Source organism: Methanomethylovorans sp., from assembly GCF_050177135.1.
In the GTDB taxonomy this organism is placed as follows: Archaea; Halobacteriota; Methanosarcinia; order Methanosarcinales; family Methanosarcinaceae; genus Methanomethylovorans.
Genome location: NZ_JBFXHJ010000037.1, coordinates 4,040 through 16,389, shown reverse-complemented (window position 1 = coordinate 16,389; position 12,350 = coordinate 4,040). Strand labels below are relative to the sequence as shown.

The 12,350-nt window shown below is 43.0% G+C and carries 17 protein-coding genes; 11 read left to right on the top strand and 6 right to left on the bottom strand.

From position 1 onward, the window contains the following. Positions 1 to 779: MFS transporter (locus tag AB7U21_RS04795; RefSeq protein ID WP_428387407.1), on the top strand; the 779-nt coding region annotated here is incomplete at its 5' end. A 12-nt stretch (positions 780 to 791) separates the two neighbouring features. On the opposite strand, the gene AB7U21_RS04790 is transcribed toward AB7U21_RS04795, so the two are convergent. Further along, the gene (locus AB7U21_RS04790) at positions 792 to 1,022 is read right to left on the bottom strand and encodes a DUF2892 domain-containing protein (protein ID WP_333787535.1); all 231 of its coding nucleotides are present in this window, start codon (positions 1,020 to 1,022) and stop codon (positions 792 to 794) included. A gap of 86 nt (positions 1,023 to 1,108) precedes the next feature. Here AB7U21_RS04790 and AB7U21_RS04785 point away from each other — a divergent pair, with 86 nt between their 5' ends. The 3 genes from AB7U21_RS04785 (at position 1,109) to AB7U21_RS04775 (ending at position 5,033) form a co-directional block, all read left to right on the top strand. Then, positions 1,109 to 1,558 (top strand): pyridoxamine 5'-phosphate oxidase family protein, encoded by a 450-nt coding sequence (locus tag AB7U21_RS04785; protein WP_333787534.1) that lies wholly within the window; start codon positions 1,109 to 1,111, stop codon positions 1,556 to 1,558. Beyond that, the gene (locus AB7U21_RS04780; RefSeq protein ID WP_333788412.1) at positions 1,558 to 3,705 is read left to right on the top strand and encodes a PEP/pyruvate-binding domain-containing protein; all 2,148 of its coding nucleotides are present in this window, start codon (positions 1,558 to 1,560) and stop codon (positions 3,703 to 3,705) included. The genes AB7U21_RS04785 and AB7U21_RS04780 overlap by 1 nt, the downstream gene beginning before the upstream one ends. Positions 3,706 to 3,791: 86 nt before the next feature. Further along, positions 3,792 to 5,033 (top strand): SLC13 family permease, encoded by a 1,242-nt coding sequence (locus tag AB7U21_RS04775; RefSeq protein ID WP_428387404.1) that lies wholly within the window; start codon positions 3,792 to 3,794, stop codon positions 5,031 to 5,033. Positions 5,034 to 5,319: 286 nt separating this feature from the next. Here AB7U21_RS04775 and AB7U21_RS04770 read toward each other — a convergent pair whose 3' ends face one another. From AB7U21_RS04770 to AB7U21_RS04755, 4 genes are all read right to left on the bottom strand, one after another. Next, positions 5,320 to 5,583 carry a type II toxin-antitoxin system RelE family toxin gene (locus tag AB7U21_RS04770; protein WP_428387402.1) on the bottom strand — a complete coding sequence of 88 codons (264 nt, stop codon included), beginning with the start codon at positions 5,581 to 5,583 and terminating at the stop codon, positions 5,320 to 5,322. Next, on the bottom strand, positions 5,583 to 5,816 hold the full coding sequence (locus AB7U21_RS04765) for a DUF7557 family protein (protein WP_428387400.1): 234 nt from the start codon (positions 5,814 to 5,816) through the stop codon (positions 5,583 to 5,585). The genes AB7U21_RS04770 and AB7U21_RS04765 overlap by 1 nt, the downstream gene beginning before the upstream one ends. Positions 5,817 to 6,277: 461 nt before the next feature. Continuing rightward, positions 6,278 to 6,496, bottom strand: coding sequence for a HepT-like ribonuclease domain-containing protein (locus tag AB7U21_RS04760; RefSeq protein WP_428387398.1), 219 nt, complete (start codon positions 6,494 to 6,496; stop codon positions 6,278 to 6,280). Then, a complete protein-coding gene (locus tag AB7U21_RS04755) occupies positions 6,489 to 6,773 on the bottom strand; it encodes a nucleotidyltransferase family protein (protein WP_428387396.1) in 285 nt (94 codons plus the stop codon). The genes AB7U21_RS04760 and AB7U21_RS04755 overlap by 8 nt, the downstream gene beginning before the upstream one ends. 586 nt (positions 6,774 to 7,359) lie before the next feature. Between AB7U21_RS04755 and AB7U21_RS04750 the strand changes: the two genes are divergently transcribed. The 7 genes from AB7U21_RS04750 (at position 7,360) to AB7U21_RS04720 (ending at position 11,000) form a co-directional block, all read left to right on the top strand. Further along, positions 7,360 to 7,665, top strand: coding sequence for a nucleotidyltransferase family protein (locus AB7U21_RS04750; protein ID WP_428387394.1), 306 nt, complete (start codon positions 7,360 to 7,362; stop codon positions 7,663 to 7,665). Continuing rightward, entirely contained in the window at positions 7,662 to 7,868 is a 207-nt protein-coding gene (locus AB7U21_RS04745; RefSeq protein ID WP_428387392.1) for a HepT-like ribonuclease domain-containing protein, read from the top strand. The genes AB7U21_RS04750 and AB7U21_RS04745 overlap by 4 nt, the downstream gene beginning before the upstream one ends. Position 7,869: 1 nt before the next feature. Then, a complete protein-coding gene (locus tag AB7U21_RS04740) occupies positions 7,870 to 8,178 on the top strand; it encodes a DUF4258 domain-containing protein (protein WP_428387390.1) in 309 nt (102 codons plus the stop codon). A gap of 5 nt (positions 8,179 to 8,183) precedes the next feature. Further along, positions 8,184 to 8,450: a type II toxin-antitoxin system MqsA family antitoxin gene (locus tag AB7U21_RS04735; protein WP_428387388.1), complete on the top strand. Its 267-nt coding sequence runs from the start codon at positions 8,184 to 8,186 to the stop codon at positions 8,448 to 8,450. A 316-nt stretch (positions 8,451 to 8,766) separates the two neighbouring features. Then, positions 8,767 to 10,182 (top strand): ATP-binding protein, encoded by a 1,416-nt coding sequence (locus tag AB7U21_RS04730; RefSeq protein WP_428387386.1) that lies wholly within the window; start codon positions 8,767 to 8,769, stop codon positions 10,180 to 10,182. Between the two features lie 176 nt (positions 10,183 to 10,358). Continuing rightward, entirely contained in the window at positions 10,359 to 10,589 is a 231-nt protein-coding gene (locus AB7U21_RS04725; protein ID WP_428387384.1) for a hypothetical protein, read from the top strand. After that, positions 10,590 to 11,000: a PIN domain-containing protein gene (locus tag AB7U21_RS04720; protein ID WP_428387382.1), complete on the top strand. Its 411-nt coding sequence runs from the start codon at positions 10,590 to 10,592 to the stop codon at positions 10,998 to 11,000. A gap of 462 nt (positions 11,001 to 11,462) precedes the next feature. On the opposite strand, the gene AB7U21_RS04715 is transcribed toward AB7U21_RS04720, so the two are convergent. Further along, entirely contained in the window at positions 11,463 to 11,834 is a 372-nt protein-coding gene (locus tag AB7U21_RS04715) for a GxxExxY protein (protein ID WP_428387380.1), read from the bottom strand. Between the last annotated feature and the right edge of the window lie 516 nt (positions 11,835 to 12,350).

The following is a 12,350-nucleotide window of genomic DNA, read 5'->3' as shown; positions in this document are numbered from 1 at the left end:
TACTGAGCGTTACAGTGTACGGTGAGATCCTGCCTGTGATCGCTGCAGTCCTGATATCGTTCGCAGGAATATTGATGATAGCTTTTCTTGTGCCCGAACCCAGGACACATGGCTTGCATGACCCTCATGCCCAGGGTGATGAAGCGCAACACACGCAGATGCAGGCCGGAACTTCAAATATCTCAGATAAGCCTGGCTTTCTGGAAGTGATAAGGATGCAAGGCATTTTCAGCCTTTTACTCATATATTTCCTTATTTTCCTCGGTTACAATATTTTCTATACTGCCTTTCCCGTACATGCCGCAAACAACCTCACATGGAATGCAGCTACCCTTGGCCTGTATTTTTCTGCGCTCAGCCTGCTGCTTGTTGTTGTTGAAGGGCCTGTGCTCTCCTGGGCCAGTAAAAGATATTCCGATGCTTCACTGTTCACTTTTGGCAGCTTCGTTCTATGCATCCATTTCTTGCTGCTTTTTTTCGGTACTGATCTTATCACATACTGTGCATTGGTTTTCTTTGCAGTGGGGAACGGGTTTATGTGGCCTTCACTGATGTCCACACTTTCCAAAACAACTAAAAAGGAATATCAAGGAGCTGTACAGGGAGTATCTACCAGTTTCATCGGTCTTGCCAGCATCATAGGGCTTATAGCAGGAGGCTTTATGTTCTCTTTCCTTGATGCAGGTACCTTCCTCATAGCAGGCGCTATGATCTTCGGCGTTTTCCTGCTGTCCTTTAAGATGGAACCTTTTAAAAAGAGGACACAGGATGATCGATGATGAACACCCGGTCTAGTTCTTTTTCTCAGCTGTGCTGAACCCCATAAGCACATAAGGTGTGCAGTGTCTTGTCATACCGGTGAACAGGCCCGTGAATGCAATGAGAGCTGTAACCCATTTCCATGGTCCGGGTTCTACAAGGTCCATGGCAAGTATCACAATTGCTATCGAGCCCAGCAATGCTCTAAACAGCAGATCATATCCGCCCACGTTCTCCCGGGTCAGCGTATCTTTGAGTTTCATACGATCCCTCCGTTCTATTATAATCCAGTGTTCCAATATTAAAATATGCAATGTATCACAAATAATAATAGTGGAGGAAGAAATGCATGCATGAGCATGAAAAAGAGATTGAGGACCAGGTCGGTTCCATTATGGCGGCAGAACTTCTTGCTGTACTTGCCACAAAAGCTCCGGACTATCCTTATACGAACCTTGTGGCCTTTGCAGCCACCGAAGATCTGAAAAAGCTGCTTTTTGTGACCACAAGGTCCACACGTAAATATCTTTATCTGATCTCCGATAACAGGGCTTCCCTGCTTATTGACAACAGGTCGAACAGTTTTATTGATTTCAGAGATGCAGTGGCTATCAACGTCACAGGCAGGGTAAGAGAGGTAGACCGTGAGAGCTACCCTCATCTGGGGGATATATACCTGCATAAGCATCCATATCTGCAGGAGTTCTTCAGTTCACCTTCATCAGCACTTATGTGCATGGATGTGGAAAAGTACATAATAGTAAGAGATTTTCAGAATGTGGTGGAGCTTGATATGTAATGTATCCGTTGCTGTTGCTCCGGAAAGAGATCGATGAAGGCCATAAGGCCCTTATCGGCGGAAAGGCATCTGCTTTATGGAAAATGTACTCTTCGGGCCTCAGGGTTCCGGATTTCCTGGTACTTACAACAGCAGCGTACGACAGATTCGTGGACAGTAACGGTCTAAGAGGCAGAATAGCCCTGGAATTTACACGCAAGAGCTTTGATGAGATGCGCTGGGAAGAGATATGGGACACATCCCTGCGTATAAGGAACATGTTCAGCAGGGCGACCATGCCTCCGGAACTCGGCCAGCTGATCATCTCAGGAACAAAGGAAACCTGCGGGGCCTCGGCTCTTGTTGTCAGGTCATCGGCGAAAGGAGAAGATTCGGCAAATACATCTTTTGCAGGCCTGCATGCATCCTATGTGAACATACGTGGAGCAAACTCCCTGCTGGAGCATGTGAAACTGGTCTGGGCTTCCCTATGGTCCGATGCAGCCCTTATGTACAGGAGAGAGCTGGGCCTTGATATCGAGCAAAGTTCCATGGCTGTGATCGTGCAGGAACTGGTTAGCGGAGAAAGGTCAGGGATAATGTTCACTGCAAGCCCGCAAGACCCCCGAGAAATAATAGTCGAGGCAGTACACGGGCTCAATAAGGGACTTGTGGACGGCGAGGTGGAGCCGGACAGGTGGACCATCGAGAGAACCTCAGGCAACATGAAAGAGCACAGAGCACCACCTGCAAGGGATATGGCAGTGCTATCAGATAATAAAGGCACACATCTCGGCCCTTTGCCAGAGATCAAGAGATCTTCGCCTCCATTGACAGGTGATGAGGTTCGTGACGTGTGTGCCATGGGACTTCAGATAGAACAGATGTTCGGCTCTGCACAGGATATAGAATGGACGATAAGGGCTGATACTTTGTTCCTGCTACAGGCAAGGCCTGTCACAACCTTCGTCGATAAGGACAGCAACAGGCAATGGTATCTATCCCTCACACGTTCTCTCTCCAATCTTCAGCAACTCAAAAAACAGATAGAACAGGAACTAGTGCCTGCAATGGTCAGAACTGCCGAAGAACTGGAAGGGTTCGATCTGATAGCATTGAAAGATGTGGAGCTTGCAGCTGAGATAAAGAACAGGCAGGATATTTTTAACAAGTGGAAAGGTGTCTATTGGGAACATTTCATTCCTTTTGCTCATGGCATGCGACTTTTCGGTCAGGTGTATAATGATGTCATAAAACCGGAAGATCCTTACGAGTTCATGGAACTGATGAAAGGAGAGGACCTCATGAGCCTCAGACGCAACAGGGAACTGGCAGAACTGGCAGATCTGATGCAAAGCCCCTCATCCAGACTTCCGGAAGACGTGAACAGCGAATTCGGTAAACTATTGAGTTCATATCTTACCAGATGGGGTACCGGAGATGATGAAGCAGATCTTGCAGGTTTGAAGGAACTTTTAGGCCACATTGACGATATTGCTGCAGTCCCTGGCAGATCAGGAAAGACAGATGTGGTTTTCCTGGAGAGCAATTTTTTTAATATGTTTGAAGGAGAGGAAAAAAAGAAAGCAGCAGAACTGCTTGAGCTTGCAAGGATAAGTTACCGTATGCGTGATGACGATAATATTTACCTGGACCGTATAGAGGGACAACTTAAACACGCATTGCACGAGGGTCTTGTCCGTCTGAGGTCAAAGGGAATAGACTGGGAGATCGAACCAGAAGAGATCATGGCTGCACTTATTGATGAAGAACATGTTCCTGAGAAAAGGAGCTCTGAAATTCCTGCCGGGGAGGTCCGGTCCAGGGTGCATATAAGACAGATCCAGGGCCAGCCTGCAAGTAAAGGGATAGTATCAGGTATGGCCAGGGTCATACGTTCCCGTGGTGACCTTTTCAAAATGCAGCAAGGAGAGGTCCTGATATGCGATGCCATAGAGCCATCCATGACATTCGTGGTGCCTCTTGCATCGGGTATAGTGGAACGCAGAGGGGGCATGCTCATCCACGGGGCGATCATAGCCAGGGAGTACGGCATACCATGTGTCACCGGCATACCAGATGCCACCGATATCATAAATACTGGTGATATGATAACAGTGGATGGTTATCTGGGGATCATAGTGATACAAAAAGCAGATGCATCGTAAGGGCTGCTGGACAACTATGTTCTTCCTGACAGGCTACATTGCAACTACCAATAATTATATTTATTATCGCATATTCTATTGATGCAATGATAATTCCTGTTGTCGTCCTTTGTCTTGTTTTTCTTTTAACGATCACCCGACAGATAGGCAATATCAGGCTTGACCTGTGGCAGATAATGGGTCTTGGAGCCCTTGCTGTATTGCTTACAGGCCAGATCTCCATTCCAGAGGCAATAGCAGCTATCAATTTGGACGTGATGTTATTCCTCTTTGGGGTGTTCGCCATTGGGCAGGCCCTGGAGACCAGTGGTTATCTCTCCCTGGTTTCCTATAATTTCTTTAAGGCTGCAAAGAACATGGACGCCATCATCCTGTACGTGCTTTTTGGGATGGGGTTCGCATCAGCTTTCCTCATGAACGACACACTGGCAATAATCGGTACTCCCGTAGTGCTCTTGCTTGCAAGGCAACACCAGATCGATCCAAAGGTGCTCCTGCTCGCACTTGCTTTTGCAGTAACTACTGGCAGTGTTGCAAGCCCTATAGGCAATCCTCAGAATCTCCTGATAGCATTGAACGGGAAAATCGAAGGCCCATTTGTGGTCTTTGCACGATACCTGCTGCTGCCGACCATAGTTAACCTGATAGCTGCATACCTTGTGCTCAAGTTCTTTTTCAGGGAACATTTTTCTACAGCTGTCCTGAACCATTCACTGCCTCAGATAAGCGATCCTAAACTCGCCAGCTTGTCCCGGCTCTCACTTGTCTTGTTCGTATTGCTGGTGTGTGCAAAGATCCTAGTGCAGCTGCTGAACATTCCCTTTGACTTCAGGCTGACGTACATTGCCCTGATAGCTGCTATCCCGGTGCTTGTTCTCAATGGCCGCAGATATGAACTGGTCAAAAGAATGGACTGGCACACCTTGTTCTTCTTTGCGGCTATGTTCATACTCATGGAAAGTGTGTGGGACTCAGGATTTTTCCAGGGTTTTCTTACAGATACGCAACAAAGTGTTATCTCGATCCCCATGGTGTTAAGTGTAAGTGTCATCCTGAGCCAGTTCATCTCTAATGTGCCCCTTGTGGCCCTGTACTTACCCATACTGTCCCATGCTTCGGTGGACACCGGCGGATTATTGGCACTTGCAGCAGGCAGTACCATTGCAGGCAATCTCTCTGTCCTGGGTGCAGCAAGTAATGTGATCATTATTCATAATGCTGAGAAAAAAGGCAATATCAGGCTTACTTTCATGGAGTTCTTCAGGATAGGGGTGCCTCTGACAATTATCCAGACAGGAGTCTATTGGTTTTTCTTATCTGTCTGGTGATCCAGTTTTTTAGTTCAATAAAGCCAGCATTTGGGTCAAAGATGATCGAAGACTTCAGAAACACAAGATCAGAGATGATTTTCCGGAAGATATACAACTTCAGAGTTGATCTCGAACTTACATAGGCTATTATTCAAGATGACCCTCCCGGACTTAAGAAAAAGTAAAATCACCTTTCCCCTGGACACGGTGCTTATACCCTTGTCATTGATTTTCATCACTGCTGTTATAATATCGATCTGCAGATGTTCCTTTCTTTTTATCAATATATAACTCAGGATCGATCTCAGCGTTTCCGGTAGATCACACTTCTGTGACCGATCTCAATAACAAAGATGATCAGTTTGTCGCCATCAATGCTCATTATTACACGGTATTCCCCTATCCGCAGTGAATACAAAGGTGATCTTGGAGACCCTTTGAGTTTCTTCACATGCGCTTTCGGATCGTCCTGCATCTCCCTTATAGCAGTGACTATTCTCTTTGCCACATCGACAGGAAGTTTCTGCAGGTCTCTTCTTGCTCCTGGAGAATACAGGATGGAATACATCAACTGAGCCCCAGTTCAGCTTCTATTTCTTCCTGCGTGTAGTATTTCCCACTCTGAAGGTCTTTAAGAGCTTCTTCGATCCTCTCAAGAGTTGAATCACTTAAAGGCTCATCGTCATATGCCATGTTTAGCAGACGGGCGATCACGTCATTATATGATTCCCTGGGGTGGAGTTTCAAATTATCAAGGCTACTTTTTAGCTCTGTATCTACTTTTATTGTAGTCGCGTGCATATACCAAAGTATATGCAGGTATACCATAAATATCTATTTGTAGAAATCAACTACTAACTCATTCAAAAAAACTCTTTAAATGCAATGCTTCAGGTTGGTGTATTTTTCATGGAACGTGCCGCCTGCGGCGGTGTGTTGTTTTTATAGTAATTAGCATGATCTCATGAGGTAGGGTTTTTGGGAAGCTGGTCAGCCCAAATATACCTTTGCTGTCTTTGGTCTATATGAGACTTACCATGATTCTACATGCATCGAGCAAATAATAATTTGAGTGCTCTTTGTATAGCGAAGAAGGCTATGCCCATTTGCTAGGGGGGCTAGCCTGACGAGCGGCCACAAAGCACAACATGCTGGTGGTACGGAGTGAGAAAACCCTTTGAACTAAGGTGCTAGGGTCACTGAGAGTTGTGTTTGCATCCTCAGTCATGAAATTAAAAGAACAGCTCAGGAACGTAGATGTCTCAGGAACCGTCAGGTTGTTGGTGGCTGGGGAAAATCCTGGGTACCTCAGGAGGGATGTTGCCTGCGGCTTCACCAATTATCTCAAGGTTGCGGACAACTGCATCGATCCGCATCTCGTCTTCTAAAAACTCTTCAAGAGTGATGTTCTCTAAATACCTTTGAATTTTCTCAATTGCAGCAAGCATATCTGCAAAGAAGACCAGTTGATCTCTAGGCATAAACAGCCTCTTTTAAGATCTGCTCTCTTAGCCGTGGCTTTATGGCAGTCTCAATTACAAGGTCCACTTTTCTTCCAAAGAGCTCTTCAAGATAGAACTTGAGTTCCATATAATTGCCAAAGGTCTTTTGGCCTTCTTTGAATTCCACAAGGATATCAATATCGCTATCTATGCGTTCCTCTCCTTTTGCAAAAGAACCGAACACGCCCACTTTTCTCACACCAAAACGCTCTGTTATCACATGCTCATATTCTCTCAATATCCCAAGGGCATCCATAATCATTACTCACAGACAAAGTTTAAATCGTTAACCCTGAATATGGAAAAAGATAGTTATCTTATATAACTGTACTCTTGGTTTTTTCATTATCTTCACCGAGCAACAGATGATGGAGCTGTAAGCAGCCACCCGTAGCGCTGAGGTGCGAACAGGACTGCTCGCTGAGGCCGGGCGTGACATTAAAAAGATCGCTGAGGAGAGGGCAAGCTCTTGCAGTAACTAATGTGCATAATATATTGTCAACGCAAGGACGCTAAGGCGCTAAGACGCAAAGAAGATAATAACAACCCTTGGCGGCCTTGCGACTTTGCGACTTTGCGTTTCAACTGTGTTGTAGTACGCATATACACAATTTTTTATCAACGCAAAGGCGTTAAGATGAAAACAAAACTTTTGAGTTCTTGCAGCTTTGCGTTAAACAGGATCTGCAATAGGAGATATGCACAATATACTATCAACGCAAGGACGCTAAGATGCAAAGATGAAAATAACAACCCTTTGTGACCTTGCAGCTTTGCGTTAAAAACCTGTTCCCAGTAAGAAAGTTACCCAAAATTTAAGGGCCATAACCATTATAAATGGAATGAATAGTGATAAAATGGCAGCTAACCAGATCAAAATGTACAAGCAGATCATCGTTCCGATAATGATGAAAAACGATGTTGATAAAGCCGGTATGTTTGGTTCTTTTGCAAGGAACGAAGCTAATGAAGATAGTGACATCGATATCCTTGTTCATTTCAAAGGCCGAAAAAGTCTTTTTGATCTTGCCAGATCAGAACTGGAACTTGAAAAGGAATCACGTCGAAAGGTGGACGTCATAACCTATGATTCCGTTAACCCTCTTATCAAGGAACGTATCCTGAAAGAAGAAGTCAAGATACTATGAAAGGAACTGATGTCTTTCTGAAGCATATAATAGACTCTATTGAGAAGATAGAAGATTTCACGGACAATAAGACCAGAGAGGACTTTCTGGAAGACATACAACTTCAGGATGCAACGATCAGAAGGATAGAGATCGTTCCGGACAATACATGTTATGTGCTTCTATCAAAGCTAATGATATTATACAAATTAACAGGTACTTAACATGGAAAAGCTTGATTGTGAGATAATAAAGGAATATTTCCGAAATGAAGAGTTCATTATTTCACATCATGCAAGGTCAAGGATGTTCGAGCGCAATGTTTCTACAGATGACCTGAAACAGATAGTACAAAATTCGGAGATAATAGAAAGCTATCCAGATGATGTGCCTTGTCCTTCAGTTCTGTTGCTGGGGGTCGCTAATGATGAACCTTACCATGTAGTTGTTGCACAGTGTGATGACCATGCAAGGGTTATAACGGTCTACATGCCAACAAAGGATAAATGGCATGAGGACAGAATAAGGATGTGACTATAATGATCCCGGATAGATGCAGTTTCTGTAAGGGTAAACTTGTAAAGGGAAAGCATGAGTTCGTTGTAAAGGTAGAGGAAAAAGTGCTTTCCATAAAGGATGTGGATGCTTTCATCTGTCAGGAATGCGGGGAAGCATATTACACGCCTGAAACATCCAGAAAGATCGACAGGATAATGCGGAAATTCCATGATTCTACCTTGCTGGTGCATCCTCTTGCTGCCGGAGAATTGAGCCTGAGCGAAGCAGAAACTGAAAGTTGCAGCTAAAAAAGGATTTCTCCTACTTACTTTTGCAAAAGTTACCAGATAGCTCGATCAACGCAAGTAAGAAACGGACATGGTCGATAATTTTTATCGTAAACGAGTTAAAAGATGAAAGTCCATTTTACATGGACTGCGCCGCCTGCGGCGGTGTGTTGCTTTGATCCAAAATACGATGTATACTAAGGATGTCAGCACGTACCTGAAGGCCACAAAAGGTCTTGAGGTGTTTTAGGTTAAAGAACAGAGAATGGATGTCAATGATAGCCATGGTCATAACTGAACACAAGGCATAAATACTTACTATCCAGTAACTTACTGTATGGTAATATTTTTTGACCGAGTGAGAGAGTTATCTCAGCTTGAAGAAATGTACAGTGCTCCTTCTTCGTCCCTGGTCGTGTTCTACGGGCGAAGACGCGTGGGGAAGACCGAGCTCAGTAAGGAGTTTGTCAGAAATAAAAAAAGTCTGTACCTTTTTGTTGAGATAAAAAGCGAAGAACTACTATTACGTGACCTCGAAATAGAACTTGAAACTATAACAGGTATCAGACCTCGTCTGGATAGTTTTGATGATTTTTTTACTGTTCTCTTTAACATCAAGGATAAATTAGTGGTAGTACTCGATGAGTTCCAGAACTTTGCCAGGGTAGATCCCCGGTTCTTTTCGAAATTCCAGAAGCATTGGGATGCCCATCATCGTGAAAGTAAGCACATGATCATAGTGATAGGCTCTTTTGTAGGTATGATGAAGAAAATATTTGAAGAGAGCAAAGAACCGCTGTTCGGAAGAGCCACTTATCTATTCAATATAAAGCCGTTCACTTTTGCAGATAGTTATGCATTCCTGAACGGCATCAAACATTTCCAGTTAGAAGAGGCGATGAAAACTTATTTCATGCTTGGCGGGATACCAAAATACCTGTTACTGGCAGGGCAGTTCAGTGAACCCCATGCAATGCAGGTGTTCAAAAAGCTCTTTGTGGATACTCAGATGCTTATGGAAGAAGCAAAGAATATACTTGTCCTGGAATTCGGATCAGAGCACAAAGGGTATTTTTCCATTCTTGAAGCCATTGCTTCAGGTAAAGTGATCCCTGCGCATATTGCGGATTATACGGCAATGCCTCCGGGAACTGTTGCAAAGTACCTGAATGAACTTGTACACAAGTACGAGATAGTTAAAAAAGAAGAGCCTGTGGTACAGGGTGGGTCCAGGAACTCCAGGTATTTCCTGCATGACAATTTCTTCAGGTTCTGGTTCAAATTCATCTACAAATACTACGGTACCTTTGAAATAGACCCGGATCTGGCAGAAATTATAGTTAAGAAAGATATAAACACTTATTTCGGGTATGCTTTTGAAGATGTGGCAAAAGAACTGCTCATATCGCTCAACAAACAGGAAGAACTGCCTTTCAGGTTCACACACATTGGTAAATGGTGGAAAAAAGATACCGAGATCGATCTTATCGCTTTTGATAAGACCAGCCGTAATGCCTTGTTCTGCGAGGTGAAGTGGAAGTACCTCTCTGAAAAAGAGGCTTGGGGTATAGTCGCAGACCTTAAGGAGAAGTCTAAAAAGGTCAGTGGCACATGGAATGAGAACTATTGTCTTATAGCCAAAAAGATTGAGGGAAAAGAGAACATGGACTGTTTTGTATTTGATATGGAGGACGTGGAACATATGATGGATGTGAAGATTAACAGCGCCGACTGCGGCGGTGTGTTGTTTTGATGGCACATACAAAACCCTGAGATCTGCAACAACAATTCAACCACAGGGTACACAGAGAGTGCATAGAGCATACACCGCACAAAATGTACAGGTGCAACATAGTATAACAGTGGCCAGATAATCACCTTTAAATAATTGACCACATTTAGTAATATAGAATTAACATCTGTGAGAACATGGCGACAATAACTCTATCTATTCCTGATGATCTGATGACAGAGATGGATATCTCAAAGGAAATAAACTGGTCAGAGGTTGCAAGAGAGGCTATCAGAATAAAGATCAATCAGCTCAGGATGCTTCGTGCTATAACTTCCAGGTCACAGTTGTCACAAGAAGATGCACTTGAACTCGGAAAGCAGATCAATGAGTCTCTACATCAGCGATACAAAGATCTGGGTGTATAAATGGAGTTTGTCATTGATGCAAATATTATCCTGTCAGCACTAATAGCAACGGAAGGGAAGACATTTGCACTTATCTTCAATGACCATTTTAAGTTGTTCGCACCTGAATTTTTACTTGAGGAAGTCGGGAAATACAAAGACCTGATCTTACGCAAATCAGGATTAAAAGAAGAGGATTTTCAGGTATTTCTTTCATTTGTTTCATCAAGGATAGAGTTCATTCCTTATGAGGAATTCAAAGGTCAGCTGAAAAGAGCTGCTCAGATCACTCCTGATCCAAAAGACACTGAATATATTGCACTGGCCTTAAAGCTTAAATGTGGTGTCTGGTCAAATGATAAGGTCCTTAAGGAGCAAGATGCTGTAAAAGTTTATTCTACTACAGAACTAATCAATGAACTTGAACTATAAACATACCCGTTTGTATTTTTGAACCGAAGCAGATCTATAAAGTGACTTTTGATGCTTCTATACCAACTTGATACTAAGACCGACAAACTATCTGCATTCTCACTCACTTGTTTCTCCGGCTTTGAATCACATTCATCAGATCATCTCAGATAATTTTGCAACAGAGTACGCAGATGTAAAGATAGGATTATCTCAGTGAACTTAGTGGTTCATTGCTTAGAAGAAATGCCTGCTGATCTGCAACAACAATTCAACCACAGGTACACGGAGTACCATGCAAGAACCTTCTCCGTGTCCTCTGTGACCTATGTGGTTGATTGATATCGTAAAATAACTTAGATCTCAATACTTATTTTACCACAGAGTGCACAGAGGGAAAGACAAGAGACGGTCTTATTGAACTGCTGTTTCTTATTATGTATAACATGCAGTGAATTTCAATTGCAGTTCAACGCAAAATGATCAATTGATCTTGCGTGTTATTCCGTCCTTAAGCATTAATACGTTGAAATTTATAAGAAGTCCAAGACGTTTCCCACTTAGTTTCAGGTATGATAGAAGCTGAGCCTCATGTATGGGGGCTATATTATTAACTGCTTTAAGTTCGACTATGACGGTATCTTCCACAAGGAGATCTAATCTATATCCTACACCTATCTTTGTTCCATCGTAGATAACAGGAAGCTCAACCTGTGACAGAGCTTTAAACCCTCTTTTTTCCAATTCATATTTTAAACAAGCCTCATAGGCACTTTCCAATAATCCTGGTCCGAGTGTGCTATGCACCTGGATGGCTGCACCAATAATAGCTTCAGATAATTCATTCAATTTCATATTTTTCTATCATCCATAATCTTGTTGTTCAAGGTATGCGATCTCGTCAACTTATTTAATATATTATTTTTGTATATAATACTTTAGTTCACCCGCATCTCTGTGGTTGATTAATATCGTAAAATAACTTAGATCTCAATACTTATTTTACCACAGAGTACACAGAGAGCACAGAGTAAAATATACAACATCGTCTCCGTGTCCTCTCTCTGTGATCTCTATAGTTTATTAATATCGTAAAATAACTTAAATCTCAATACCTATTTTACCACAGAGTACACAGAGCACACAGAGAGTACCCTGCAAGAACTCTCTCCGTGTCCTCTGTGATCTCTATAGTTTATTAATATCGTAAAATAACTTAGATCTCAATACCTATTTTACCACAAAGAGCACACAGAGAGTACCCTGCAAGAACTCTCTCCGTGTCCTCTGTGATCTCTATAGTTTATTAATATCGTAAAATAACTTAGATCTCAATACCTATTTTACCACAAAGAGCACACAGAGAGTACC

What these genes read in the sequence shown, in the direction of transcription:
- AB7U21_RS04790 (WP_333787535.1), bottom strand. Translation starts at nt 1,022, where the DNA reads ATGAAACTCAAAGATACGCTGACCCGGGAGAACGTGGGCGGATATGAT.
- AB7U21_RS04785 (WP_333787534.1), top strand. Translation starts at nt 1,109, where the DNA reads ATGCATGAGCATGAAAAAGAGATTGAGGACCAGGTCGGTTCCATTATG.
- AB7U21_RS04780 (WP_333788412.1), top strand. Translation starts at nt 1,558, where the DNA reads ATGTATCCGTTGCTGTTGCTCCGGAAAGAGATCGATGAAGGCCATAAG.
- AB7U21_RS04775 (WP_428387404.1), top strand. Translation starts at nt 3,792, where the DNA reads ATGATAATTCCTGTTGTCGTCCTTTGTCTTGTTTTTCTTTTAACGATC.
- AB7U21_RS04770 (WP_428387402.1), bottom strand. Translation starts at nt 5,583, where the DNA reads ATGTATTCCATCCTGTATTCTCCAGGAGCAAGAAGAGACCTGCAGAAA.
- AB7U21_RS04765 (WP_428387400.1), bottom strand. Translation starts at nt 5,816, where the DNA reads ATGCACGCGACTACAATAAAAGTAGATACAGAGCTAAAAAGTAGCCTT.
- AB7U21_RS04760 (WP_428387398.1), bottom strand. Translation starts at nt 6,496, where the DNA reads ATGCCTAGAGATCAACTGGTCTTCTTTGCAGATATGCTTGCTGCAATT.
- AB7U21_RS04755 (WP_428387396.1), bottom strand. Translation starts at nt 6,773, where the DNA reads ATGGATGCCCTTGGGATATTGAGAGAATATGAGCATGTGATAACAGAG.
- AB7U21_RS04750 (WP_428387394.1), top strand. Translation starts at nt 7,360, where the DNA reads ATGAATAGTGATAAAATGGCAGCTAACCAGATCAAAATGTACAAGCAG.
- AB7U21_RS04745 (WP_428387392.1), top strand. Translation starts at nt 7,662, where the DNA reads ATGAAAGGAACTGATGTCTTTCTGAAGCATATAATAGACTCTATTGAG.
- AB7U21_RS04740 (WP_428387390.1), top strand. Translation starts at nt 7,870, where the DNA reads ATGGAAAAGCTTGATTGTGAGATAATAAAGGAATATTTCCGAAATGAA.
- AB7U21_RS04735 (WP_428387388.1), top strand. Translation starts at nt 8,184, where the DNA reads ATGATCCCGGATAGATGCAGTTTCTGTAAGGGTAAACTTGTAAAGGGA.
- AB7U21_RS04730 (WP_428387386.1), top strand. Translation starts at nt 8,767, where the DNA reads ATGGTAATATTTTTTGACCGAGTGAGAGAGTTATCTCAGCTTGAAGAA.
- AB7U21_RS04725 (WP_428387384.1), top strand. Translation starts at nt 10,359, where the DNA reads ATGGCGACAATAACTCTATCTATTCCTGATGATCTGATGACAGAGATG.
- AB7U21_RS04720 (WP_428387382.1), top strand. Translation starts at nt 10,590, where the DNA reads ATGGAGTTTGTCATTGATGCAAATATTATCCTGTCAGCACTAATAGCA.
- AB7U21_RS04715 (WP_428387380.1), bottom strand. Translation starts at nt 11,834, where the DNA reads ATGAAATTGAATGAATTATCTGAAGCTATTATTGGTGCAGCCATCCAG.